Raw genomic sequence first — 24,649 nt, 5'->3', positions numbered from 1 at the left:
AGAGGGCCGCCCGGCGCCCTCGGGCCCCGCACGCTCACGAAGGGTGTCGTGCCAGATCGGCGCCGTCGTCCGCGGCAAACCGCAGGATCACGGTGTGGGGGTCGTAGTCGTCGTGGACGGCGACGACGTCGCCCTCGCGCCCGGCGGCGGCCAGGATCGAGGCGGCGATGGACGCCCGGTAGCCGCTCGCGCAGTGCGTCCACACCTCGCCGTCGGGCACCTCGTCCAGCCGCCCGGGCAGCTCGTGCAGCGGGATGTGGACCGCGCCGGGGATGTGCGACTCGCGCCACTCCACCTCGCGGCGCACGTCGAGCACCACGACCGGGCGGTGGCGGCGCACGGCCGCCAGGTCGGCGAACGTCGCCGTCGGCATGGACGCGGGCTTGTCGTCGCCGGTCCAGTCGGCCGGGCCGCCGGTGGCGGCCGCGGCGGGGCGGTCGATGCCGATCCGCACCAGTTCGCGCTGGGCTTGCGCGATGTCCCGGGGCGTCTCGCCCAGCAGGGTGACGGGTGTCCGCGGTGTTCCCGACGAGCTCCAGGGGATGAGCCAGCCCAGGTAGACGGCGAGGTTGCCGTCCAGCCCGAAGTTGAGCGTCCCCGCGAGGTGCCCCGCCGCGAACGCCGTACGGGACCGCAGGTCCACCACCCACTCGCCGGCCCGCAGGCGGCGGCGCAGCTCGGCGGCGTCCGCCCGGTGCGGCGGGGACAGGTCGGGCGCGTCGGGCCCGGCCTGGTTGAGCGGGGCCATGTGCGCGTAGTACGCCGGGTAGGCGTCCAGCCCGGCCAGCAGTGACTCCACGTACTCGTCCTCGCTCCGGGTCAGGACCGGGTTGACCCGCCGCTCCCTGCCGATCGTCGACTCGGTGACCTCGGACTGCGTGGCCGAGCAGAAGCTGCCGAACCCGTGGGTGGGGAAGACGTCCGTCTCGGCCGGCAGCTCGCGGGCCAGCCGGTGCGCCGAGGCGTACTGGGCGCGCACCAGCGTGCCGGTGTGCTGCGGGCCCAGCAGATCCGGCCGTCCGGTCGTGCCGTGCAGCAGTGAGCCTCCGGTGAAGACGGCGGGCGGCCGGTCCGGGGACTCCAGCACGTATGACAGGTGGGTGAAGGTGTGGCCGGGAGTGGCGACCGCGCGCACGCGCGTCCGCGGGCCGATCTCGACCACGTCCCCGTCGTCGAGGGGGCTCCGGTCGAACGTCATGGGGTCGGCCGCGTTGACGTGGTAGTCCGCGCCGGTCGCGGCGGCCAGGGCCGGCCCGCCGGTCACGTAGTCGTTGTGCACGTGCGTCTCGAAGACGTGCCGGATCTCGACACCGCGCCGCTCGGCCAGGCGGAGAATCCGGTCGATGTCACGCTGCGGGTCCACCACGAAGGCGATCTCCCCGTCGGCGACGAGATAGCCGCGGTCGCCCAGAGAGGGGGTGTCGACAGGGATGATTTCGATCATTCGGGTCCCTCCTCGGCTCGTGAGGCACCCGTACCCTGGGAAAAGGCTTTCACCTCCTCCCTGGTCGGCGGAACCGCGCCGGCGCGGGTGCAGACGATCGCGGCCGCGGCGCACCCGCGCCGCAGCGCCTCCGCCACGCGCTCGCCGCTGATCGGAGCGCCGTCGAGCGCGTCGAGGTAGGCGGCGGTGAAGGTGTCGCCCGCGCCGACCGTGTCCACGACCTCGACCGCCGGGGCCGGGCAGGTGATCACCTCGCCGTCCGTGGTCTCGTCACGCAGCACCGCCGCGGCGCCGTCGCCGCCCTGCGTGACCACGACGAGCTCCGGGCCCAGGCCGGCCCACCGCCGCGCGACGTCGACGAAGGGCTCGCCCGGGTAGAGCCAGCCGAGGTCCTCCGCGCTCACCTTGACCAGGCGCGAGAGCCGTACGCACTCCTCCACGTGGGCCAGGGCGCGGGCCCGGTCGCCGATGAGGGACGGCCGGATGTTCGGGTCGTAGGACACCGTGATCCCCGCTGCGGCGGCGGCCCGCATCAGGCCTCTGACGTGGTCGCCGCCCGGGGCCACCAGCGTGGCCAGCGAGCCGGTGTGCAGGCAGGTCACCCCGTCGAGCGTGACCGGGGCCGAGAAGGTCCAGTCGAAGCGGAAGTCGTAGGAGGCCGAGCCGTCCGCGCCGACGCGGGCGAAGGCCAGACCGGTCGCCGCCGCCGGGGCGAGGTCGCCTGCCCCGATCCCGTGGCGGGCCAGGTGACCCCGGAGCAGGCCGCCGAAGAAGTCGTCGCCGGTCTCCCCGGCGAACCGCACCGGCCGGCCCAGTGCGGCCAGCGCCACCGCGACGTTGAGCGGGCTGCCGCCGGGCACGGCGGTGAAGGTCCACGATCCCGGCGTGCCGATCAGGTCGACCAGGCTCTCCCCGGCCACGAGGAAGGTCATCCGGCGTCCCCCGGCGTGTCCTCCGCCAGCACCCGCTGGGCGACGGCGAACGCGGCGTTGGCGGTCGGCACCCCGCAGTAGATCGCCGTCTGCAGCAGCACCTCCTTGATCTCGTCGGTCGTGAGCCCGTTGCGCCGCGCGGCCCGCACGTGCATGGCCAGCTCCTCCAACTGCCCGCGCGCCACCAGGGCGGTGAGCGTGATGCAGCTGCGGGTCCGGCGGTCCAGGCCCGGCCGGGTCCAGATCTCACCCCAGGCGTAGCGGGTGATCAGGTCCTGGAAGTCCGCGGTGAACTCGGTGGTCCGCTCCCGCGCCCGGTCCACGTGCGCGTCGCCCAGCACCTCGCGGCGCACCCGCATGCCGTCCTCGTAGCTCATGCCGTCCTCCAACGGGTGGTCAGGTGGCGCGTGATCGCGTCGTTCACGACGTCCGGGCGTTCGGCGGTGGCCAGGTGGGCCGCTCCCGGCACCACCAGCAGCTCGGCGTCCGGGATGCCACCGGCCAGGATCTCGGCGTCCGCGGGCGGGGTGGCCGGGTCCTCGGCCCCGGCGATCACCAGCGCGGGCGCGCGGACGCCGGCGAGCCGGTCGCGGACGTCGAAGACCGCGAGGGCGTCGCAGCACGCGGCGTACCCCCCGGGGTCCACGCCGCGCAGCATGTCCAGGTAACGCCCGGCGTCCGTGAAGGCGGGAGTGAACCACCGCGACCTGGTCGCGTCCACCAGGGGCCCGGCGCCCTCCTCACGCACCAGCGCGGCGCGCTCGTGCCAGCTCTCCGGCGTGCCGAACCGCGCGGAGGTGCAGCACAGGACCAGGCTCGCGACGCGGTCCGGCGCACGCAGCGCCAGCGTGGTCCCGACGGCCCCGCCCAGCGACACCCCGCCGTACGCGACGGTGTCCAGGCCGTGCCGGTCGAGCAGCTCCAGCACCCCGTCGGCGAGATCGCCGACGGTGAAATCGGACGCAGCCGGGGACCCATCGTGGCCGGGCAGGTCGTAGCGGAGCACCCGCCAGGTGCGCGTGAGCACCGGCAGCTGGGGCTCCCACAGGCCGAGTGTCGTGCCCAGCGAGGGCCCGAGCACGACGACCGGAGCGTCCGGCGGCCCGTCGAATCGGTGGTGCAGGATCATGACGCCTTTCCCCCGTGGTGCCGCAGGGCCCGGTCGACCAGCGCGGAGGCGGCGCCGGTGCCGGGGTCCTGCGAGGTGCTCGCCAGCACGGCGAGCAGGTGATCGAGATTGTGCCGCATGCGCTCGGGGAACACCTCCAGCCCCTCGGTCAGCTCGGCGGCCGTCTCGGCCGCCCCGCCGGCCAGGCGCAGGCACTCGCGCAGCGGCTGCCACTCGGCGTGCCAGCTCCCGGCGGGCCGCTCGTGCTCGGCGACCCGCGAGCCGAGCAGGATCTGCGCGAGCGCGGGCGCCTGCAGCGCCGCCGACCTGATCATCGTGGCGAGCACCGGATTGCGCTTGTGCGCCATCGCCGACGAGCCGCCCCGGCCCGGCGCGGCGGGCTCGGCGACCTCGCCCACCTCGCTCTGCGCCAGCAGGATCACATCGGTGGCGAGCTTGCCGAGCGCGCCCGTCACGTCGGCGAGCGCGCAGGCCAGGTCGGTCACGGGCGTGCGCAGCGCGTGCCAGGGCAGCACCGGCTCGGCCAGCCCGGTCTCGGCCGCGAACAGCGGCGGCAGGTCGAGGGCCCGCTCGCCGTACCCGGCCATCGTGCCGGCCGCGCCGCCGAGCTGGACCGGCAGCCGCACCGCCGCCAAGCGGTCGCGGGCGTCCCGGCATCCGGTCAGCCACCCGGCGGCCTTCAGCCCGAAGGTGATCGGCACGGCCTGCTGCCCGAGCGTACGGCCCGCCATCGGCGTCTCGCGGTGCTCGCCGGCCAGCCCGGCCAGCGCGGCGAGCACCCGGTCGAGGTGGCGCAGGATCACCGCGCGGGCCCGCGCGGCCACCAGCATCGTCGCCGTGTCGAGGACGTCCTGGCTGGTGGCGCCGTGATGCACCCAGGACCCTGCCTCGCCCGCCGCGGCCCGCAGATCCTTGACCAGCGGCACGACGGGGTTTCCGGCGTCCCTGGCCCGCCGGGCCAGACCGGCGACGTCGAACCGCTCCGGGCGGGCCGCCTCGGCGATCGCGGCGACGGCAAGCTCAGGGACGACGCCGAGGCGGGCCTGCGCCCGCGCGAGGCAGACCTCCGTCTCCAGCATCGCCCGCAGCCAGGCGTCGTCGGCCGTGATCGCCGCCACGTCCGTGCCCGCCCACACCGGGGAGAGCAGCCCGTGATCGGCACCCGCGTCAGAACTCAAGGAAGACCGTCTCCTGCTCGCCCTGCAGCCGTACGTCGAACCGGTAGACGTCCTGCCCGTCCGGGCGGGCGAGCAACGTCGCCCGGCGGGCCGGGTCGAGGGAGCCGAGCAGCGGGTCGGGCACGTCGGCGAGGTAGACGCGGGTCCGCACCGGCTTGAGCAGGCCCCGGGCGAAGACCAGCAGGGCCGCGTACGGCCTTACCGGCGGCGCCAGGCGGAACCGGTAGGAGCCGTCGGGCGCGGTGCCGCACCGGCCGAAGCCGCTGACGCCGGCCTGCGTGCGGCGCAGCGCCTCGCGGGGCGCGGAGTCGCCGGTTCCTGTGTCTCCGCTCCACAGCTCCAGCAGGGCGTCCGGGATCGGCTCGCCCGCCCCGTCCAGCACCCGGCCGGTGATCGTCACGGCTCCCGGGTGGCCCTCGGGGACGAGCTCCCAGTCGCCGGCGTACGGCAGGGCGAACCCGAAGAACGGGCCGACGGTCTGCGAGGGGGTGATCACGCGTCCTCCATCGGGGTACGGCCGAGCACCACGTCCCACCGGTAGCCGAGCGCCCACTCCGGCTCGGTGATCTCCAGGTCGAAGGTGGAGACGAGCCGCTCGCGGGCGGCCGGGTCGGGAATGGACTGGAAGATCGGGTCGAAGGCGAACAACGGGTCGCCCGGGAAGTACATCTGCGTCACCAGGCGCTGCGTGAACGCCGCGCCGAACACGGAGAAGTGGATGTGCGCCGGTCGCCAGGCGTTGTGGTGGTTGCGCCAGGGGTAGGCCCCCGGCTTGATCGTGACGAACCGGTAGCGTCCCTCGTCGTCGGTCAGGCACCGGCCCGCACCGGTGAAGTTGGGATCGAGCGGCGCCGGGTGCTGGTCGCGCTCGTGGGCGTACCGGCCGGCGGAGTTGGCCTGCCAGATCTCCACCAGCGTGTTCGGCACCGGCCGGCCCGAGGCGTCGAGGATCCGCCCGGTGACGATGATGCGCTCGCCGAGCGGTTCGCCCGCGTGGCCCGCGGTCAGGTCGGCGTCGAGGGGGTCCACCTCGTCGCGGCCGAAGACCGGGCCGGTCAGCTCGGCCGCCTCGGGGTCGTCCTTCATCTGCAGCGGAGGCCGGGACGGCGCCCGCAGGACCGTGCTGGCGTAGTCCGGGTACAGGTAGGGCGGGTGCGTCACGATGTCTCCTCTTCGTAGGGCAGACCCACGTAGTTCTCCGCCAGCGTGGTCCCGGCCGCCTCGGAGGACGTCACGTAGTCGAGGTAGGAGGTCTGCAGCTTCCGGGCGTACGCGTCGTCGGACTCGAACGTGTGCAGCAGCGTCGTCATCCACCACGAGAAGTGCTGCGCCCGCCACACCCGGGGCAGACAGGCCCGCGAGTAGGCCTCCAGCCCCTCCGTCGAACCGTCGGCGAAGAAGCGGGCCAGCGCCTCGGTCAGCACCCGCACGTCGGCGACCGCCAGGTTGAGCCCTTTCGCGCCGGTGGGCGGCACGATGTGCGCCGCGTCCCCGGCGAGGAACAGCCGGCCGTACTGCATGGGCTCGGCCACGTAGCCGCGCATCGGCGTGATTCCTCGTTCGATGATGTCGCCGGTGGCGAGGGTGAAGCCGGGCACGGTCTCCAGCCGGGCCCGCAGCTCGGCCCAGATCCGCTCGTCGGGCCACTCGGCGAGGTCCTCGTCGGGCGCCACCTGGAGGTAGAAGCGGCTGATCTCCGGGGAACGCATGCTGTGCAGCGCGAAGCCGCGCTCGGTCCGCGCGTAGATGAGCTCCTCCGACGACGGCTCGACCCGGGCCAGGATGCCGAGCCAGGCGAAGGGGTAGTCGCGGCGGTACTCGGTCAGCACGCCCTCCGGGATCGACGCCCTGGAGACGCCGTGGAAGCCGTCGCACCCCGCGATCACGTCGCAGTCCAGCCGCTGCTCCGTCCCGTCGGCACCGGTGAAGGTGAGGTACGGGCGGTCGGTCGCCGCGTCGTGCACCGCCACGTCCTCCACCTCGAAGCGGAGGTCGCCGCCGGCCGCCAGCCGGGCGGCGATGAGGTCCTTGACGACCTCCTGCTGGCCGTACACGGTGATGGCCCTGCCGGGCACCAGCCGCTCGAAGGCGACGCGGTGGCCCGCTCCGCCGTACCGCAGCTCGATTCCGTTGTGGGGAAGGCCCTCCTGTTTGAGCCGCTCGGCCACCCCCGCCTCGACGAGTGTGTCCACCGTGCCCTGTTCGAGCACTCCCGCCCGCACCCGCCGCTCGACGTACTCCCTGCTGCGGCGTTCGAGTACGACGGACTCGATCCCGCGCAGATGGAGGAGATGGGAGAGCAGCAGGCCGGCCGGTCCGGCCCCGATGATCCCGACCTGAGTTCGCATACCTCCGAGCATCGGGACGACGACCCGCGCCGCGTAGGCTTGGCTTCTGCTCAGTGGAAGACGACGCGGTTTTTTAACGATTGAGGGGCATCATGTCCGGTGGAGCGCGCGATGCGGGACGGACCGTCACCTCCCGGACCCTGTCCATCCTCGGTGCCTTCGACGACCACCATCCGCGGCTCACGCTGACGGAGATCGCCGGACGTACCGGCATGGCGCTGAGCACCGTCCACCGCCTCGTGGGGGAGCTGGAGGAGTGGCGCGCCCTGCGCCGCGGCGCCGACGGGCGCTACCAGATCGGCCGCCGCCTGTGGGAGCTGGGGCAGCTCGCCCCCGACCCGCTGCAGGAGGTGGCGCACCCCTGGCTGCAGGAACTGTTCGGCGGCACCGGCGAGAACGTCCACCTGGCGGTGCGCGACGGGCTCGACGTGCTCTACGTGGACAAGGTGTACGGCAAGCGGGCCGTGCCGATCGTGTCGCGGACCGGCTCGCGCCTGCCCATGCATCCGACCGGCGTGGGCAAGGCGCTGCTCGCCTTCGAGCCGGACTGGTTCGTCACGGCCTACCTGTCCCGCCCTCTGGAGCGGCCGACCGGGCACACGATCACCGAGCCTGGCCGGTTGGCCCGCGAGCTGGCCCAGGTGCGCGCCCAGGGATACGCGACGACGCACGAGGAGATGACGCTCGGCTCCTGCTCGGCGGCCGCGCCGGTGCTGGTCGGGGACCGGCCCGTCGCGGCCGTCGGCATCGTGGTGTCCTCGCGGCGGGTGCGCGAGTTGCCCCGCCTGGTCGATCCGCTGCTGGCCGTCGCGGGCCGCATCGCCGGCGACTACCGGGCCGCCGTCACGCGGGCGTGACGGGCCGCGCCGTCACAGCGGCGTGCAGGTCACGTTGCTCAGCCCGAACGTGCCGCCCGTGGAGTTGCCGACCGCGGTGATCGCCACGCTCGATCCGGGATTGATGGCGCCGTTCCAGGACACGTTCGTGGCGGTGAGGCTCCGCCCGGTCTGCGTCCACTGCGTGGTCAGCAGCGAGAAGAGCTTCTCGTCGCCGGTGAACGTCCAGAAGACCCGCCAGCCGGTGATCGGGGTCGTGCCGGTGTTGACCACGCTTCCGTCCGCCACGAAACCCCCGGGGAAGGAGTGCACGGTCGGGAAACTGACCGAGCAGGACGCCGCGTCCGCGTGAGCGGTGGCGGGCGCGCCGATCGCCGCGGTGGCGGCCAGCGTGGCCGCGGCGATCCAGACGGCCCGCCCCCGTCTGACGCCGCGTCTGAAACCGGTTTCATGAGTGCCCGAAAAAAAGAGCCGTGCCATGTCCCTGTCCTTTCGCCGTGCCGGGATCTCCGGCGCCCGATGCGACGAGACGTCGCTTCAGGAATGTCACACGGTCGCGGGCGGATGTCATCGGGACGGGCCGGATCCGGCCTGTTGTGGCGGCACACGGATGAAAGTTTCATCCCACGACACGGTCCTGACCGGCGCCGGAGTGGCCGCGCTCGGCCCTCTCGCCCGCCCGTGACTGCGGGCGAGAGGGAACGGGCAGGCCGGTGCGGCCACCACCACGGCGAGTCGGAAACCGCGATCTACGTGCGGCCTGCCCGAGCTCAGGTGGACCGGCCCGGTCCGGACGACGGCGTGACCATGGAGGTCACCGCCACGGCGACCGCCGGCATGCTATCGGTCAGTACTGCCAGCGGCAGGCCCACCCGGAGCCGCAGGTGTTGGGGTTGAAGCCGCAGTCACAGCCCGCGGCGGACCCGAACCGGACCTCGTCCGAGGCGGTCTGCGCGGGAGCCTGGGCAACGTCGGACGACGGAACGTCGGGCGTGCCGGAATCGCCGTCGAAAAGGTCCGTGACCATGTCGACGAGGTCGGAAAGAAATTCGAACATGGGTTTCTCCCGCAAGGACGTTCGTCACTGGAAGAGCAATTGCTTGACCTCTGCCAACTCCCGGGGCATCGGGATTTTGACGAGGAGTTGCGTGATACGCGCGGCGAGATCGGCGAGGTCGTCGGCAGTGAAGCCGGGCCGGGAGAAGTCGGCCGCGCACGACTTGCCGAGGCGGTAGGTGAAAAGGCCGTTCAGCATGACGTTCACCGCCACGACCGACGGCACTCCGACGACCGGAAAGGCCACGATCAGAGGCAGGGCGACGGCCGAGAGCATCTTCGATCCGGCGTAGTAGCCCGAGACTCCGGCGACCGCCGCGGCGACCAACTTTCCCACCATCGCCGTGGAAGCGGGATGTCCGGAAGCCTTGGCGATGGCCACTACCATCGTGGTCCAGGTGGTGGTGATTCCGGCCAGGTCGACGACCGGAAGGAAAGTACCCACGGTGCCTACCCCGGCAGCGCTGATCATGGCGGTTTTCACGATGCCCTGATAGCGATGGTCGAGTGTCATAATCGCACTCCGGATGATGAGAGCGGGAATTGGTGCCGCTCTCAGGATCCGTTCAGGTCAGCGCGGTGGAAATCACCAGAACTGGTGAAATCGCCGGTGCCGGTGACGCGTCACCACCGCCGGTGGGTCGTTTCCGTGCACAGGCCCAGTTCCCTGGCCCACAGCATGGCGACCACCTGCTGCGTGGGCGGCACGGCCGAATCGGCGACGGAATGAGTGGCGAGATATTTCTTCCGGATCCTCGACAGGTGGCTGTTGACGGTGTTCACCTCGATGTTGAGCCGCCCTGCCACGCTCACCGCCGTCGCCCCGGCGGAGCACCCGAAGGCCCGCAAGATGTCGATCTCGCGTTCGGTGAGCTGGTGCAGCCTCCGCCGCAGCGCGGCGGCGGCGAAGATGCGGGTCAGCGCTCGCTGCAGGCCGGCCGCGTCGAGGCCCCGGGCCGCCGCGATCCGGCCGCCGGTCTCGCCGCGGACGAAGGCCCTCAACACCTCCTGGTCGGAGAAGGAGAGCTCCTGGCCGTGCGGGAGCCTGCGCTGCTGCTTGTCCTCATAGAACATGGCCGCCAGCACCGGAGACAGGTGCTTGCGGCCGTCCGCCGCCGTGACGATCGCCTCGATCAGCCGGGCCTCGTCCGGCGACGACTTGTCGATGTAGCCGTGCGCGCCGGCCGCGATCGCGTCCAGCACCTGCGCGGCCGACGCCTGCCCGGAGATAAGCAGAACCGACCAGCCCTGCGAGCCGAGACGGCGTACGGCGTCGGCTCCCGACAGGCCTGGACGAAGATCGACGTCGCATATGGCCAGCCCTCGCGTCGTGATCGGAGGAACCTTCTCCACGCCCGGCACCGGATCGAGGACACGGAACCCGTACTCGAGGAGGCGGGGCCTGACCATGTCGTCCAGGGATCTGGCGACGAGCCCCAGGTTCTCGACGAGGATGACCAGCGGTTCACCCCCCATCAGGCGCCTCCGTCCACGTGATCAGAACTCTGGTCCCCTCACCCGGGGCCGAGGTGATCGTGCAGGAGCCGCCGATCCGCCGGACGGCCTCGAACGAACGCGTGAGACCGCCGCCCCGGGGCGCCGCGGCCGAGTCGAACCCGTTGCCGTGATCGATCACGGACACCTCAAGCCTGCCGTCGTCGAATTCGGCGAAGAAATACACGTCGACACCGTCCCCGGCGTGCTTACGGGCGTTTCCCAGGGCCTCGCCGGCCGCGCCGATCACGACGTCGGCGACGGCGGCGGGCGGCTCCGCGTGAACGTAGAACCTGGGGTGCACGATCAGGTGGAGATCGACGAAGGTGTCGGTGAGCTCGATGAGCCGCGCCTCGAAGCGTGTCTTCCTCGGGTCCGACGTGAGGAGCATGGTGCGGGCCTTCAGCGCTCCGCGCCGGACCGACCGGCGCGCGTCGGCCGGAAGACGGCGATCCTTCGCCAGCACGTCCAGGATGGACAGCACCCCGTCGTGGAGTCCCATGCGCACCCGCTCCCTGTGATGGGCGAGTTCGAGCCGGCGCGTCTGCTCGGCCACCAACTGTTCGGCGGCATGCCGCTCGGCGGTGGCCTGGGCGGTCTGCGCCGCGAGGATCCGCAGGAGGCAGGACACGTAGAGGCCGACCATGTACCACAGGATGAAGCCGAGGAGGTCGGAACCCACTTTCTGCGTCAGGTCGGGGAGAAGCGTGAGGAACCATGCGACCCACATGGTGAACACGGCGACGATCGCTTTCCTGCGCAACCCGACCGCGAATCCCAGGACGAGGGAGGCGACGAGGCTGTAGGGGACCACCTCGGTCATGACCTCGTTGCGCAATTCGGATGTGGCCGCGCGCGAGCCGATCACCATGAGGGCGATGCAGAAACCGGTGTCCACCCAGGCGATCGTGGTGTCGTCACGAATGCTCCTGCGTGTCCAGGCCCGATGGACGAACCAGGACGCCTCGATCGCGCTCGCCGCGAATGCGATCACCGCGAGAACCGGATACTCGAGCTGATGCCAGACGAACAACGGGATGGCCAGAAAGGGCACCATCAGAGCCCGGATGAAAGCGGCCATCTTGGCCAGCCGCTCCTCGTTCCGCACGACGGCCCCGGAGATATCGTTTTCGATTACCGGAACGCGGCTCCAGTCGAGCGCCTCAATGATTCGAATCCACAGATCGCGTCGCGCCCTTCCCGTCACGTTCTTCTCCCGGCAGGCAGTGGACACGTCACCCACGGTCATAATGGCTGATCGCTGAACGGGGTGGGAAGGGCGACGTCCCGAATGGTGTATGACTGTGACGCGTTACTGACTCGCCGGGCCGATTCGTAGGGAACCGGGGTCAAGGCGGCGACCATGCCATCGCCGGGCAGGCACTTCCGTGCCTCCGGTCCGGGCCGATTCGGGAAACCGAAAAGGACTTCCGGGAAAACGCCGGGCGGTCTCTTCAGCCCTGGCGCCCCGGGGAGCCCGCCGGTCCCGGACGCGGTGCGCCGTACGGCCGCTGGGCCGCGGGCAGGGCCGTCCCGGGAACGGCCTGGCGGACGTCGAAGGTGACCTGCGGCGGCACCCGCAGCGTGGTGCGGAGCGCGCAGTGCTCAAGGACCGACAGGAGCGAGGCGCGCAGCCCGGCGGGCAGCCCGGGGGCGTCCACCGACAGCTCGATGTGGTCGATCCGCCCCGGGCAGACGCCCAGGCCGTACCGCGCGGTCACGCCGACCCCGGCGGGCAGCTGACGCTGACGCAGGTAGCGTTCGGCGCAGCAGGCGACGCCCGCGGCCACGCTGCCCACGAACAGCTCGGCCGGCGTGGGACCGGTGTCGCTCCCGCCGACGTCCGCGGGCTGGTCGGCGCGGACCTCGTGGCGCCGGATCCGGACGTCGAACCGGTCGGCGCCGTGCCAGGCGACCCGGATGACGCCGTCACACGCCTCACCCATGGCGCACGGACTCCCGGTGCTGTGCCGCCGCCGTCATGGCCCACCCCCGTGTCCGACCCGGCTATATCCGAGTATGTCCGTGGCCCCGGCCGGAGGGATGCACACGGACAGTAAGAAGCCGGTCGCGACCTGGCAAAGAGCGGGAGCCCGGAGTGTCCGGGTTTGCGACACTTTCAACTGTGGCGGACATGCGTGGCGCCGACGGGGAGGCGGACCATGATCCCGCAGACGTACCCGGACGGGCTGCCGGCCGAGCTGCACACGAGGCTGCAGGCGGTCGTGACGACGCATGACCGGGTCCACGCGCTGCTGGAGGCGGTGGTCTCCGTGGGCGGGGAGCTCGACCTCGAGACCGTGCTGCGCCGGATCGTCGAGACCGCCGCCACGCTGGCCGACGCCAGGTACGGCGCCCTGGGTGTGATCGGGGAGGACAACACCCTCGTCCGGTTCATCCCGGTAGGGCTGACCGAGGAGGAGATCGCCGGGATCGAGCACTGGCCACACGGCCTGGGCCTGCTGGGGCTGCTGATCGAGGAACCCCGGCCGCTGCGGCTCGCGCGCATCTGCGACCACCCCGCGTCGTACGGTTTCCCGCCCGGCCATCCCCCGATGACCGGCTTCCTCGGCGTGCCCGTACGAGTCAGGGGCGAGGTCTTCGGCAACCTCTACCTCACCGAGAAGCGCGGGGGAGGGGAGTTCGACGAGGACGACGAGGCGATCGTCGTGGCCCTCGCCAGCGCCGCCGGGGTGGCGATCAGGAACGCGCGCCTGTACGAGGACACCCACCGCAGGGAGACCTGGCTGCGGGCGTCGGCGGAGATCACGACGAGGCTGCTGTCCGGCGCGCGGACGCCGGGGGTGCTCACGCTGATCGCCCGGCGCGCCCGCCAGATGGCCGGCGCCGACGCGGCGGCGATCCTGCTGCCGGAGGAGGGCGGGCGGACGCTGCGGGTCGTGATCGCGGACGGCGTGCCCGGCGGGGAGGAGGCGCAGGAGGGGGCGCAGGAGCGGGCGTGGGGACGCCGGCTGCCCGTCGAGGGCTCGCTGGCCGGGCAGGCCTTCGTCCACGCGGAGCCCCGCGTGATCGCCGACCTGGGTGACACCGACCTCATCGCCGCCGTCGGGAAGTCGGCCGACACCGGAGCCGTGTGCGCGGTGCCCCTGGGAGCCCCGGGAGCGGTACGCGGGGTGCTGTCGCTGGGCAGGCGGCCCGGCCGCGTCCCCTTCAGCCGGTCCGAGGTGCGCATGCTGCACTCCTTCGCCGGGCACGCGGCCGTCGCGCTCGAGCTGGACGAGGCGCGCAGGGACGCCGAGCGGCTCGGCCTGCTGGAGGAGCGCGACCGCATCGCCAAGGACCTGCACGACGTCGTCATCCAGCGGCTGTTCGCGGTCGCGATGACACTGACGAGCGCCGCGCGGCTGGAGGAGCACCCGGAGGTGACCGCGCGCCTGCGGACGGCGATCGGCGAACTCGACGACACGATCCGGCAGATCCGATCCACGATCTTCGCCCTGCAGGCTCCGGCCGGCGCCCCCGGACTGCGCGCCCGCCTCGTCGAACTGGCCGAGGGCGCGCGCGGGCCCCTCGGATTCATGCCGGCCCTGCGTCTGGAGGGCCAGCTCGACACCCGCGTGCCCGCCTCCGTCGGTGAGCACCTGCTCGCCGTGGCGCGGGAGGCGATTTCCAACGTGGTGCGGCATGCCCACGCCACCCGCGCCACCGTCACCGTGCGCCTGGAGAAGGACCGGCTGACCCTGCTCGTGGAGGACGACGGGGTCGGCATCCCCGCGCGGGGGCGCCGCAGCGGCCTGCGCAACCTGCGCGACCGCGCCGAGAGCCTCGGCGGTTCATGCGCCGCGGAGGCGCGCGCCGCCGGAGGCACCCGGCTGTGCTGGACCGTCCCGCTGCCGTCGACGCCGTGAGAAACGCCGTGAGGAGGCATCGTGCCATGACCGAGCCACTGCACAACGATGTGCACGGTGAACTGAACAGTGAATCGGTGAGTGATCCGGTCGGTGATCCCATCGTCGTCGGCACCGACGGGTCCGCCGGGGCGATCGGGGCGGTGGAGTGGGCGGCCGGCCACGCCGGCCTGCGGGGAGCGCCCCTGCGGGTGGTCCACGCCACCGACCGCCTGCCGTACGACGGTCCGCGCTACCCGATCCCCGACTGCTACGACCGGCTGACCCCTTCCGGAGGGCAGATTCTCGACTGCGCCGAGCGGGTCGCCCGGGACCGGTGGCCCGGTCTCGAGGTGACCACGGAACTGGTCGAGGGGCGTCCCGGCCGTGTCCTGCGCGACCAGGCCGCCCACGCGGCCGAAGTGGTGCTCGGCAGCCACGGCGCGCACGGCTTCCCCGGCATGCTGCTCGGGTCGGTCGGCAACCACGTCGCCGGGCACGTGGCCGTGCCGGTCGTCGTCGTACGGCCCACGCCCGCGGAGGCGATGCCGGAGATCGTGGTGGGGTTCGACTGCTCGGAGTCGTCCGCGCCCGCCCTGGCGTACGCGTTCGAGGAGGCGCGGCTGCGCGGTTACCGGCTGCGCATCGTCTGCGCCTGGGAACCGCCGGTGCCGTACGGGGCCGCCGTGAACCTGGACGAGATGCGGCAGGCCGCGGAGGACTACGCACGCGGGGGGCTGCGGCCGTGGCGGGGCGGGTACGCCGACGTCAAGACCGAGCTGGAGGTGGTCCGCGCCCATCCGGTCACCGCGCTCGTCGAGGCGTCGTCCCGGGCCGCCCTGCTCGTCGTCGGCTCCTACGGCCGCAACGCCCTCGCTGCGGCCGTGCTCGGCTCGGTGAGCCGATCCCTGCTCGGCCACGCGCACTGCCCGGTCGCCGTCGTGAGGAGGACCCGGCCGCGCGGCGGTGAGCCCGTCGTGTCATGAGCCCGGCGAGCCGGTCGTGCCGTGTGGTGGGCCGGTCGTGCGGTGGCCGGTCGTGCGGCGAGTCGTCAGAGAAGGCGGGCCGGCCGCACCCCGGGAACCGCCTGCGCCAGCAGGTCGGCCACGTGTTCGGGGCACTGGCCCTCGGGGCCGCGCAGGTCGACCTCGCCGTCGCGCACGCGCACCTCCCAGGACGTCTCCGAGGGGTAGCGCTCGCGCAGGGCGGCCAGCACCGCCTCGCGCAGCTCGTCGTCCGACCTGGCGAGCAGCCCCATGAGATCGCGGCGGCTGACCATGCCGACGACCCGTTCGTCGCGCAGCACGGGCACGCTCTTGACCCTCTTCGCGATCATCAGGTCGGTCAGCACCCTCGCGTCGGTGGTGTCCTCGACCGCGCTCACCTGGCGGGACATGACGTCTCCCACCGTCCCCGGCACCGAGGCGCCCGGCGCGAACGCGCCGCACAGCAGATCGATCTCGCTGACCATCCCGACCAGTTCGCCGTGCTCCCCGAGCACGGGGGCGGCCGTGATGTGGTGGTCGTACAGCACCCGGATCGCCCGCCGCACGGAGTCGCCGCGCCGCAACGTGATCGCCGGGCTGCTCATGACCTCACCGGCCCGCATGGCCCACCTCCCGCGTCTCGCCCCACCTGCCCGGCACCTGCGCCGACATGGTCATTCCACCGCCGTCCGGGCCGTACGGGCAGGTGCCGGAGGTCCCCGTCCGTGAGGTCTTTGGGCCCGTGCGGCGCCCTGACCCCCGTGGTCGGATGGAGATGGCCCGGTGCGGGCGAGCCCGGCCGCGCGCGGGGCCGGTGCCGTACGGCACGCCGCCGTGGGGAGGAAACGATGACCGTAGAAGCCATGACCGCCGCCGACGTGATGAGCAGGGTGCTCGTGACCGTGAAGCCGGACGAGTCGCCGCTCATGGCCTGGGAGCTCATGCGCCGTGGGTCGATGCATCACCTGCCCGTGGTGGACTCCGGTTCCCGCATCATCGGCGTGCTCACCCGGGAGGACATCGCGGCCCACTGGTCCGGCGGGCCCGCGGAGCAGTCGAGCAGCCAGGTGCGGCAGTTGCTGGCCGGGCGGAGGTGTCCCCACGTGCCGCCCGACACGTCGCTGCCCGTCGTGGCGGCCGTGATGCTGGAGTCGGGGGTGGACGTCGTCCCGGTCATCGGGGCCTCGGGCGCCCTGCAGGGTCTCGTCACCGTGACCGACGTGCTCGTGGCGGTCGCGGGCAGGCGGGGAGCCTCGCACGGTCACGAGGAGGTGCCGGCCGGGATGTTCCGCCTGGAGCCGGTGCTGCCGCCCAAGCCGTCCCGGACCGCCGAGGACCAGCGGCAAGGGCCGTGACGGCGGTCGTGCCCCGGTCGTGGCCATTCGCCGGGCGGTGTGCAGAATAAGGGCATGTTCCGCTCGGTGGTGATCTTCAAGTGAGTGCCCGTATCGACCATGCCGTCACGTCGGGCACCTTCAGCCTGGACGGCCAGACCTTCGACGTCGACAACAACGTGTGGGTGCTCGGTGACGACGCCGAGTGCGTGGTGTTCGACGCGCCCCATGACGTCAAGGCGATCACGGACGTGATCGCGGGACGGCGCGTCGTGGCGATCCTCGCCACCCACGCCCACGACGACCACGTGAGGGTCGCGCCGGAGCTCGCGGAGGCCACCGGGGCGCCCGTCCTGCTGCACCCGGCCGACCTGCCGGTCTGGCGGCTCACCCACCCCGGCCGCGAGCCCGGCGGCACGCTGTCCGACGGGCAGGTCGTCGAGGTCGCCGGAACCCGCCTCGAAGTGCTTCACACTCCCGGGCACGCTCCGGGCGCCTGCTGCTTCCACGCGCCAGGCCTGGGCGTCGTCTTCACGGGCGACACCCTGTTCCAGGGCGGCCCCGGCGCGACCGGTCGCTCGTTCTCCGACTTCGGCGTGATCATCGATTCGATCCGCGACCGTCTGCTCGTCCTGCCGCCCGAGACCGTCGTCCACACCGGTCACGGCGGCAGCACGACGATCGGCGCGGAGGCGCCGCACCTCGACGAGTGGATCCGCCGGGGCCACTGACGCCCCCGGAGCCGACGCCCCCGAGCCGCCGCCCCGCCCGCCGTGGCTCATCCCGCGACCCGGACGCCGGTGACGGTGAAGCGCTCCACCTCGGCCACGTGGCCGCCGGTGCTCGCGACGAGGGTGAGCGTGCGGCCCGCGGCCGCGCGGAAGGTCACCGTGGCGGACCAGGGGACGTCGTCCCCTCCGGCCGAGACGCAGCAGCGCTCGCCGAGTGGGCCGGCGCTCCCGGTGCCGCGCACCCGCACGCGGATGCTCTCGTCCACGCCGGTGATCCTGCCGCCCACCGTGACGGGCGAGGACACGAGCGCGCCGTACCGTGGGGTGGTGAGGGAGAAGGTGGTGTCGTCGGTGCCCACCACCTCCCACGGGGCGTCCGGTCCGGTGCCGAACCTGACCAGGTGGACGACGGCGGCGATGCCCGGCCGTCCGCCGCCCTCGCCGCGGATGCCGACGGAGACGCGGGCGTGCGCGCCGGTGACCGTACGCGTGACCACCTGGTCGACGCCGGTGAAGCCCAGGAAGCCCTGGGTGAAGGCGAGCGCGGTCTGTTCGGCGTCCAGATGCCAGGGCTGGTGGCCGCCCGAGCGGTAGCCCTCCTGCCAGTCCCGCACCTGTTTCTCGTCCGCGAAGGGCCACAGCGGCTGGTAGTGGCCCGCGACGAGAGAGCCCGCGGGGGCGGGGGTGGACACCGGACCGCTTTCCGGGCTCATCGCGGGGCTGACCGTGGGGCTGATTCCCGGGCCGGCGTCTCCGCCACTTCCTGAGACGCTTACCGAGCCGCTTACCGAGCCGCTTACCGGGCCGCTCGGCCCCGCGGTCTGCGGGCCGGATCCGCACGCGCCCGCCAGCAGGCCGAGCGCGGCCAGCACGGCGGGCGCCCACCGGGCCAGTCCTGCCCGGCCGTTGGTCACGCCGCCAGTCACGCCGCCAGTCACGATGCGGGCTCCCGCCTCACGAGAGGTTCCTTGACCGAGAGCATGCCCCCGGCGGGATGTCGGACACTCCCTCAGCGGCACTTGCCCCGCAGCCAGGCACGGTATTCCTTGGGATAGTTCGTCATGACACTGCCCGGCGACTGGTGGAGCACAGCCTGCCACTGGGACACATTGCCCTTCCACGAGGCAGCCGGCTCGGTCCAGTGGACGCTGTCGGTCCACCGGCCGGCGGACCCCTTCAGCAGGTCAGGGTGGCGCTTGGCCAGCTCGCTCTGGATCCAGGGGTCGTTGGAGTAGACCATGATCCGCTGCTTCCCCCGGCGTTCCCCGATCGGGTCGGAGATCTCCTTCCAGCCCCGCGCCGCGAACTTCGGATTCGTGAGGACGGGCTTGGTCTCGGGTTTGATCTCCAGGAGCGCGACCAGCCCCAGGGAGCGCGCGTGGTCGAGCCACTGCCGCAGCGAGTAGACCCGCTCGCCCCGGTAGGGACCCCGGATGACGCGGCGGCCGGCCAGGTTCCCCGCGCCGTACGTCCACCAGATGCCGGTGAGTTTCTGCTGCGTGCCGGTCAGCCCGTGAGTGGTGCTGTTGTGCCACATCACGGCCTTGGTCCCCTCCTTGGTGAGCTGGACGTCGGCCTCGACGCCGTCGGCTCCCCAGGACTTCTGGTCGGCGAGCCCCCGCACGTTGTTGGGCTGGCGCATCTGGTCCTTCGCCCAGCCGTTCGCGCCCTCGGGGTAACCCCCGTGCCCGAACACCAGCGGGCAGCGCGGCAGCGCGCTCATTCCGGACGCCGTGGCCGGTGCCGCGCCCACCGTCGCGCCCGCGGCGAGGACGGCCGCCGCCGCGCACAGAGCGGTCGTGATCCTCATCGTCCAACCCCCCGAGACGGACTGTGTATCAGCGCGGCATCGTATTGGCACGGTCATCGGGAGATCAAGAAACGGCCGGACGGCGGCCACCGGAGTGGTCCTGGACGCTCACCGGCCGGTGCCAGAACTGTTAACGATAACAGCGGCGCTGTCAATGGGCCGGGTTTTCCAGAACGAGGCCTTGACCAGAGCCAATGCGAACGCTAACAATCGGCCCGCGAGACCTGCCGCCTGACTAAGGAGTTCCTTCGTGCTTCAGGCACAGCTGACCATCGACCCCGCCCATCGGGTGGCTCCCGTACGGCCCCGCACGTTCGGCACGTTCGTGGAGCACCTCGGCCGCTGCGTCTACACGGGAATCTACGAGCCCGGCCACCCCACGGCGGACGAGGAGGGCTTCCGCGGCGACGTGCTCGCGCTCACCCGCGAGCTCGGCGTGACCACCGTGCGCTATCCCGGCGGAAACTTCGTCTCCGGCTACCGCTGGGAGGACGGCGTCGGCCCCCGCGAGCGGCGGCCCCGGCGGCTCGACCTGGCCTGGCACAGCACGGAGACCAACGAGATCGGGGTCGACGAGTTCGTCCGGTGGTCCCGCCTGGCCGGGCTGGAGCCGATGATGGCGGTCAACCTTGGCACGCGCGGCGTTCAGGAAGCGCTCGACCTGCTCGAATACTGCAACATCCCGTCCGGCACCGCGCTGTCGGACCTGCGGGTCGCCAACGGCGCCAAGCAGCCGCACGACATCCGCATGTGGTGCCTGGGCAACGAGATGGACGGCCCCTGGCAGATCGGGCACAAGACCGCACGTGAGTACGGCAGACTCGCCGCGGAGACCGCCCGCGCGATGCGCATGGTCGATCCGGGCCTAGAACTGGTGGCCTGCGGCAGCTCCGGATCCTCCATGCCGACCTTCGGCACGTGGGAGGAGGCCGTCCTGGAGGAGACCTACGACCTGGTCGACCTCATCTCCTGCCACGCCTACTACGAGGAGAAGGACGGCGACCTCGGCGGTTTCCTGGCCTGCGCCACCGACATGGAGCACTTCATCTCCACGGTCGTGTCCACGGCCGACCAGGTGGGGGCGAGGCTCGGCTCCGCCAAGAAGATCTCCGTCTCCTTCGACGAGTGGAACATCTGGTATCTCAGCCGCCACCAGGCGGCCCCGCCCCCGCCGGACTGGCCGGTCGCGCCGCCGTTGCTGGAGGACCACTACCACCTCGCCGACGCCGTGGCGCTCGGCAGCCTGATCATCACGCTGCTGCGGCACAGCGACCGGGTCGCGGCGGCCTGCCTGGCCCAGCTCGTGAACGTGATCGCGCCCATCATGACCGAGCCCGGCGGCCGGGCCTGGCGGCAGACGACCTTCCACCCGTTCGCGCAGGCGGCGCGGTACGCCAGGGGCGAGGTCGTGCGGGTCGACCCCGTCTGCCCGTCGTACGAGACCGCCGAGTTCGGCCGGGTGCCCGTGGTGCACGCGGTCGCCACGCGTGACGAGACGGACACGACGGTGTTCGCGGTGAACAGGTCGTCGACCGAGCCGGTGGAGCTGGAGCTCGACGCGCGGGCGCTCGGAGCCGTGCGGATCGCCGAGGCGACGACGCTCACCCATGAGGACGTGTACGCCAGGAACACGGCCGACGACCCCGATCGGGTGGCGCCCCGTGCCAACACCGGCCACGGCGGAGACCCGCTGCGGATCGTGCTGCCGCCGGTCTCCTGGAACGTGATCCGGCTGTCGGGGGCCTGACACCCGCCCGGCGCCCGAGCGCGTGATCACGGGCCGAGGCGCCCGCCCTACACTCGTTGGCTGTCCTGTGCCGCCTGCTCTGTGTCGCCTGTTTGGGGCAGCGGCCACGTCCACACGGGTGGGGAGCAGAGGTGGAGTTCCGGGTTCTCGGCCCCGTCGAGGTGCGCGGCGGCGACGGCCGTCCCGTCGACGTGGGGGGACAGCGGCCCCGCTCCGTCCTGGCCAGGCTCCTGGCCGCGCGGGGCACCGTCGTCGCCACCGAGACGCTGATCGACGACCTGTACGGCGACACGCCTTCCCAGGGGGCGCGGGCCACGCTGCACGCCTATATCTCCAATCTCCGCCGCGTCATCGAGCCGGGCCGGGGGCCGCGGACCCCCGCCCGGCTCCTGCTGTCCAGGCCGCCCGGGTACGTCCTCGCCACGAGGAACGTCGACGCGATCCGCTTCGCCGAACTGGTGGGGGCGGCGGAGCCGGGCACGCCCGGGGAGGCGCTGGTCCGGCTCGACGAGGCGCTCGGGTTGTGGCGCGGTGCGCCGTACGGGGAGTTCGCCGGTGAGCCCTGGGCGGTCGCCGAGGCCAACCGGCTGGGCGAACTGCGCCTGATCGCGGTGGAGCGGCGCGCGCGGGCGCTGCTGGATCTCGGCCGTCCGCAGGCGGCGATCGACGCTCTCACGACCGAGACGGCGGACCATCCGCTGCGGGAGAGCCTGTGGTCGCTGCTCGCCACCGCGCTCTCGCACGCCGGCCGGCACGCCGAAGCCCTGTCCGCGATAGGCCGGGCCAGGGACGCGCTCGGGCGGCTCGGCCTCGACCCCGGGCCCGAACTGCGGGCGCTGGAGCACGACATCCTCGAGCAGGCCGGCTCGTCCCGTCCGGCCGTCCCCGTCGCCGTCGGCAGGCAGCGGGAGCTGGCGGAACTGAAGACGCTGCTGGAACGGGCGGGCCACGGCCGGGTGGCGATCGGCGCGGTGACGGGCGAGCCGGGGATCGGCAAGACGTTCCTGCTCGACGCGCTGCGGCGGCACTGCGACGACCTGGGATACCTCGTTCTCAGCGGGGGCTGCCACGAGGCCCAGGGGGCGCCGCCGCTGTGGCCGTGGCTCCAGGTGCTGAACGCGCTGGCCCTCGTCTGCCCCCCGCCCGACCTGCCGGCGCTGGCCGGGCTCCTGGACGAGGAGGCGCCCGCCGGGTCCGGCGACGCGGCGCGGCTGCGGCGCAACAAGGCCGTCGCCGAATGGCTCGCCGGGGCCGCGCGCGCCCGGCCGATGCTGATCGTCCTGGACGACCTGCACTGGGCCGACCCCGCCACGCTCGAACTGCTCAGGGACGTGGTGATGTGCACCGAGGCCGCGCCGGAACCGGCGCCGCTCACCCTGGTGACGGCCTTCCGTGACGCGGCGTTCGCCGGTGTGCCCTCCAGGAGCACGAGCGGCCTCACCGTGGACGAACTGCTCGGGCGCGTCACGCGGTACGAGCTGCTCCGCATCCGCCTCACCGGCCTGGGAACCGACGCCGTACGCGCCATCGCGGCCGAAATGGGCACGGACCTCGACGAGCCCACGGCCGGCCGGCTGGCCTCGCGCACCGGCGGAAACCCGTTCTTCGTCCGCGAGAGTGTGCGCCTGCTCGCCCAGGGCCGGGCGCTGGACGCGCTTCCCGAGGGGGTGGCGGACGTGGTCCGCCGGCGGATCGCCGCACTCCCGCCGGAGACCGGCGAGGCCCTGAAGATCGCCGCGGTGATCGGCCGGGCCTTCGACCCCGCGGTCGTCGCGGAGGCCGGCCGTACGGACGTCTACGAGCCGCTGGATCGCGCGGCGCAGGCGGGTCTGGTCGTCGAGCGGGACAAGCGGATGGCCTTCGTCCACGATCTGGTGCGGGAGACCCTTCTCGCGGACATCCCGCCGCTGCGCAAGGCGGCCCTCCACCGCGACGTGATGGCCTCGCTGGCCTCCCGCCCCGGCAGCGACGTGGCCGCGATCGCGCATCACGCGGTCGAGGCCGGCCCGGCGGCCTATCGCGAGGCGGTGCGCTGGGCCCGCGCGGCGGCCGAGCAGGCGAGCCTGCGCATGGCCTTCGACGAGGCGGCCTTCTGGTGGAGCCGGGCGATCGACGCCCACGGCGCCTGCTCCGGCGATCTGATGGACCATGTGGAACTCCTGCTCCGCCAGGTCCGCGCGCTGCTCGACGCCGGAGACCTGGTGAGGGCCCGCGACGCGAGAGCCGAAGCCGTACGCGCCGCCGACCGGGCCGGGGCGGGGCCGGAGCTGACCGCCCGGGCGCTGACCGCGCTCGACGTGCCCGCGAAATGGCCGCTTCGCGACCCCTACGTGGCGGTGGAGCTGAGACTCGTCCACCGCTTCGAAACCTGCCTGCGGACGTTGCCGCGGGCGGACAGCCCCGAACGCGCCCGCCTGCTGGGTGGCCTCGCGCAGGAACTGTACGACGGGAGCGGCAACCCGCTCTGCGACTCGCTGTCGGCCGAGGCCGTACGGATGGCCCGCCGCCTGGGCGACCCGCACCTGCTCATGGGAATGCTCAACGCGCGGCACCTGGCCCTGCCGCAGCCGCTCCACGTCGGCGAACTGCGGGACGTCACCGACGAACTGCACGCGCTGGCGCTGAAAGCGGAGTCGCCCGGGTACGAGCTGCTCGCGCAGCAGCTGTACACCAACGTCGGGCTGGAGACCTTCGACGTCAGGGCCGCGGACGAGGCCGCCGCCCGCTGCGACGCCATCCTGGAGCGGCTGCCGCTCCCGTGGCCCCGCTTCCAGCACGCCATGTGGCGGGCCGTCCGGCTGACCCTCGACGGCAGGTTCGGCGACGCGGTCGAGATGTACGACGAGGCCGAGCGCCACGCGGAGCGGATCGACATGTGGCACGCCCACGGCCTCATCGCCCTGGGACGTGTGATGGTGCACTACCACGAGGGCACCATGGCCGCCGCCGGGCCGGCCGTCGACGCCGCCGCCGTCTTCCACCCCTCGATGGGCCGGGACGCCCGGATCCTGCATCTGTGCGCGCAGGGCAGGACCGGCGACGCGCGGCTGCTCGCACGCGACGGCCGGCAGGCGCCGCTCAAGGAATGGTCGTGGCTGCACGCGAGCTGCCTCCAGGCGGCGGCGCAGGCGGCGCTCGGAGACGGTGCCGCCTGCCGGCTGAGCTATTCGACGCTGCTGCCCTACAGCGGGCGTGTCTCCGCCTGGTCTGGGGTGCTGTGCGTGGGGCCCGTCGACTGGTATCTGGCACTGCTCGCCGACGCCGTGGGCGACGCCGGCGCGGCGCGGCGGCACCTCGAACTGGTGGCGCGGCTGGCCGACGAGAACGGGCTGACCTGGTGGCGGGACCGGGCGGTCGCGCAGCGGGACCAAGAACAGCGGGATCAAGACTGACCAAGACGGGCCAAGAGGGCCCAAGAAAACCCCAGACGGTGATCTTCAGGATGGACGCAGGGCCGCAGAGCGCGGCCCGGTACAACCAGATGGGGGATTGTCATGCGTGACATTCTCAAGATCGAAGACCTCCCCGCGGGCGTCTCCGAGCTCTCCGGGGCGGACCTGGACGCCGTCGCCGGTATCGACATCGTGCTGGACGACGGCAGCGTGATCACGGCCGACCTCAAGCCCGGCACCGGCTTCCTCTGCACCGCCAGCCAGACGAAGGACTGCTGGAACACCTGATCACCGCGGTGATCCGGCCGCGGTGACCGCCACCGGATCCCGACTGTGAACAGCGGGGAGCCGGCGTCCGCGGGCGCCGGCTCCCATCGCGTTATG

General features: G+C 72.7%; 25 protein-coding genes. 8 read left to right on the top strand and 17 right to left on the bottom strand.

The window, feature by feature from the left end:
• Positions 1–34: 34 nt before the first annotated feature.
• The 8 genes from ACQPZZ_RS20830 to pobA are packed head-to-tail and all read right to left on the bottom strand — an operon-like array spanning position 35 to position 7,031.
• Entirely contained in the window at positions 35–1,444 is a 1,410-nt protein-coding gene (locus tag ACQPZZ_RS20830) for a rhodanese-like domain-containing protein (protein WP_432920633.1), read from the bottom strand.
• Positions 1,441–2,376, bottom strand: a complete 936-nt coding sequence (locus tag ACQPZZ_RS20825) for a carbohydrate kinase family protein (protein WP_432920630.1) — start codon at positions 2,374–2,376, stop codon at positions 1,441–1,443. The genes ACQPZZ_RS20830 and ACQPZZ_RS20825 overlap by 4 nt, the downstream gene beginning before the upstream one ends.
• On the bottom strand, positions 2,373–2,753 hold the full coding sequence (gene pcaC / locus ACQPZZ_RS20820) for a 4-carboxymuconolactone decarboxylase (protein WP_432920627.1): 381 nt from the start codon (positions 2,751–2,753) through the stop codon (positions 2,373–2,375). The genes ACQPZZ_RS20825 and pcaC overlap by 4 nt, the downstream gene beginning before the upstream one ends.
• A complete protein-coding gene (gene pcaD, locus ACQPZZ_RS20815; protein ID WP_432920624.1) occupies positions 2,750–3,505 on the bottom strand; it encodes a 3-oxoadipate enol-lactonase in 756 nt (251 codons plus the stop codon). The genes pcaC and pcaD overlap by 4 nt, the downstream gene beginning before the upstream one ends.
• Positions 3,502–4,683: a 3-carboxy-cis,cis-muconate cycloisomerase gene (gene pcaB / locus ACQPZZ_RS20810; RefSeq protein ID WP_432920621.1), complete on the bottom strand. Its 1,182-nt coding sequence runs from the start codon at positions 4,681–4,683 to the stop codon at positions 3,502–3,504. Before pcaB ends, pcaD begins: the two co-directional genes overlap by 4 nt.
• Entirely contained in the window at positions 4,673–5,179 is a 507-nt protein-coding gene (gene pcaG, locus ACQPZZ_RS20805) for a protocatechuate 3,4-dioxygenase subunit alpha (RefSeq protein WP_432920618.1), read from the bottom strand. The genes pcaB and pcaG overlap by 11 nt, the downstream gene beginning before the upstream one ends.
• On the bottom strand, positions 5,176–5,847 hold the full coding sequence (gene pcaH, locus ACQPZZ_RS20800; protein ID WP_432934468.1) for a protocatechuate 3,4-dioxygenase subunit beta: 672 nt from the start codon (positions 5,845–5,847) through the stop codon (positions 5,176–5,178). The genes pcaG and pcaH overlap by 4 nt, the downstream gene beginning before the upstream one ends.
• Entirely contained in the window at positions 5,841–7,031 is a 1,191-nt protein-coding gene (gene pobA / locus ACQPZZ_RS20795) for a 4-hydroxybenzoate 3-monooxygenase (RefSeq protein WP_432920616.1), read from the bottom strand. The genes pcaH and pobA overlap by 7 nt, the downstream gene beginning before the upstream one ends.
• A 92-nt stretch (positions 7,032–7,123) precedes the next feature.
• Between pobA and ACQPZZ_RS20790 the strand changes: the two genes are divergently transcribed.
• Complete coding sequence (locus ACQPZZ_RS20790; protein WP_363638304.1) at positions 7,124–7,888, top strand: IclR family transcriptional regulator; 765 nt, start codon at positions 7,124–7,126, stop codon at positions 7,886–7,888.
• 12 nt (positions 7,889–7,900) lie between these two features.
• Here the strand turns inward: ACQPZZ_RS20790 and ACQPZZ_RS20785 are convergent, their stop codons facing one another.
• The 6 genes from ACQPZZ_RS20785 to ACQPZZ_RS20760 all read right to left on the bottom strand — a co-directional run bounded on the left by ACQPZZ_RS20785 (position 7,901) and on the right by ACQPZZ_RS20760 (position 12,363).
• Positions 7,901–8,347, bottom strand: a complete 447-nt coding sequence (locus ACQPZZ_RS20785; protein WP_432920612.1) for a cellulose binding domain-containing protein — start codon at positions 8,345–8,347, stop codon at positions 7,901–7,903.
• A 367-nt stretch (positions 8,348–8,714) separates the two neighbouring features.
• The gene (locus ACQPZZ_RS20780) at positions 8,715–8,924 is read right to left on the bottom strand and encodes a hypothetical protein (protein ID WP_432920609.1); all 210 of its coding nucleotides are present in this window, start codon (positions 8,922–8,924) and stop codon (positions 8,715–8,717) included.
• 24 nt (positions 8,925–8,948) lie between these two features.
• Positions 8,949–9,437 carry a hypothetical protein gene (locus ACQPZZ_RS20775; RefSeq protein WP_432920606.1) on the bottom strand — a complete coding sequence of 163 codons (489 nt, stop codon included), beginning with the start codon at positions 9,435–9,437 and terminating at the stop codon, positions 8,949–8,951.
• A 110-nt stretch (positions 9,438–9,547) separates the two neighbouring features.
• Positions 9,548–10,399, bottom strand: coding sequence for a LuxR C-terminal-related transcriptional regulator (locus ACQPZZ_RS20770; RefSeq protein ID WP_432920603.1), 852 nt, complete (start codon positions 10,397–10,399; stop codon positions 9,548–9,550).
• A complete protein-coding gene (locus ACQPZZ_RS20765; RefSeq protein WP_432920600.1) occupies positions 10,389–11,525 on the bottom strand; it encodes a sensor histidine kinase in 1,137 nt (378 codons plus the stop codon). Before ACQPZZ_RS20765 ends, ACQPZZ_RS20770 begins: the two co-directional genes overlap by 11 nt.
• A 346-nt stretch (positions 11,526–11,871) precedes the next feature.
• Complete coding sequence (locus ACQPZZ_RS20760; protein WP_432920597.1) at positions 11,872–12,363, bottom strand: OsmC family protein; 492 nt, start codon at positions 12,361–12,363, stop codon at positions 11,872–11,874.
• A 216-nt stretch (positions 12,364–12,579) separates the two neighbouring features.
• On the opposite strand from ACQPZZ_RS20760, the gene ACQPZZ_RS20755 reads away from it, so the two are divergent.
• Both ACQPZZ_RS20755 and ACQPZZ_RS20750 read left to right on the top strand, forming a co-directional pair.
• Positions 12,580–14,286: a GAF domain-containing protein gene (locus ACQPZZ_RS20755; protein ID WP_432920594.1), complete on the top strand. Its 1,707-nt coding sequence runs from the start codon at positions 12,580–12,582 to the stop codon at positions 14,284–14,286.
• Between the two features lie 77 nt (positions 14,287–14,363).
• Positions 14,364–15,251: a universal stress protein gene (locus ACQPZZ_RS20750; protein ID WP_432920591.1), complete on the top strand. Its 888-nt coding sequence runs from the start codon at positions 14,364–14,366 to the stop codon at positions 15,249–15,251.
• A 65-nt stretch (positions 15,252–15,316) separates the two neighbouring features.
• Here ACQPZZ_RS20750 and ACQPZZ_RS20745 read toward each other — a convergent pair whose 3' ends face one another.
• The gene (locus ACQPZZ_RS20745) at positions 15,317–15,874 is read right to left on the bottom strand and encodes a CBS domain-containing protein (RefSeq protein ID WP_432920588.1); all 558 of its coding nucleotides are present in this window, start codon (positions 15,872–15,874) and stop codon (positions 15,317–15,319) included.
• A 225-nt stretch (positions 15,875–16,099) separates the two neighbouring features.
• On the opposite strand from ACQPZZ_RS20745, the gene ACQPZZ_RS20740 reads away from it, so the two are divergent.
• Together ACQPZZ_RS20740 and ACQPZZ_RS20735 are read left to right on the top strand one after the other, a co-directional pair.
• The gene (locus ACQPZZ_RS20740; protein WP_363638283.1) at positions 16,100–16,606 is read left to right on the top strand and encodes a CBS domain-containing protein; all 507 of its coding nucleotides are present in this window, start codon (positions 16,100–16,102) and stop codon (positions 16,604–16,606) included.
• Positions 16,607–16,686: 80 nt separating this feature from the next.
• The gene (locus ACQPZZ_RS20735; protein WP_432920585.1) at positions 16,687–17,316 is read left to right on the top strand and encodes an MBL fold metallo-hydrolase; all 630 of its coding nucleotides are present in this window, start codon (positions 16,687–16,689) and stop codon (positions 17,314–17,316) included.
• Between the two features lie 47 nt (positions 17,317–17,363).
• Here the strand turns inward: ACQPZZ_RS20735 and ACQPZZ_RS20730 are convergent, their stop codons facing one another.
• Positions 17,364–18,254, bottom strand: coding sequence for a hypothetical protein (locus ACQPZZ_RS20730; protein WP_432920582.1), 891 nt, complete (start codon positions 18,252–18,254; stop codon positions 17,364–17,366).
• 71 nt (positions 18,255–18,325) lie between these two features.
• Positions 18,326–19,126, bottom strand: coding sequence for a glycerophosphodiester phosphodiesterase (locus ACQPZZ_RS20725; protein WP_432920579.1), 801 nt, complete (start codon positions 19,124–19,126; stop codon positions 18,326–18,328).
• Between the two features lie 250 nt (positions 19,127–19,376).
• Between ACQPZZ_RS20725 and ACQPZZ_RS20720 the strand changes: the two genes are divergently transcribed.
• The 3 genes from ACQPZZ_RS20720 to ACQPZZ_RS20710 all read left to right on the top strand — a co-directional run bounded on the left by ACQPZZ_RS20720 (position 19,377) and on the right by ACQPZZ_RS20710 (position 24,553).
• Entirely contained in the window at positions 19,377–20,873 is a 1,497-nt protein-coding gene (locus ACQPZZ_RS20720) for an alpha-N-arabinofuranosidase (protein ID WP_432920576.1), read from the top strand.
• 131 nt (positions 20,874–21,004) lie between these two features.
• Positions 21,005–24,265 carry a BREX system ATP-binding domain-containing protein gene (locus ACQPZZ_RS20715; protein WP_432920573.1) on the top strand — a complete coding sequence of 1,087 codons (3,261 nt, stop codon included), beginning with the start codon at positions 21,005–21,007 and terminating at the stop codon, positions 24,263–24,265.
• A gap of 102 nt (positions 24,266–24,367) precedes the next feature.
• On the top strand, positions 24,368–24,553 hold the full coding sequence (locus ACQPZZ_RS20710; RefSeq protein ID WP_363638271.1) for a hypothetical protein: 186 nt from the start codon (positions 24,368–24,370) through the stop codon (positions 24,551–24,553).
• The last annotated feature ends 96 nt before the right edge of the window (positions 24,554–24,649 follow it).

The organism is Microbispora sp. CA-135349 (assembly GCF_050947365.1).
In the GTDB taxonomy this organism is placed as follows: domain Bacteria; phylum Actinomycetota; class Actinomycetes; order Streptosporangiales; family Streptosporangiaceae; genus Microbispora.
The sequence above is the reverse complement of the archived record's forward strand: the minus strand, read 5'-3'. Positions and strand labels throughout refer to the sequence as shown.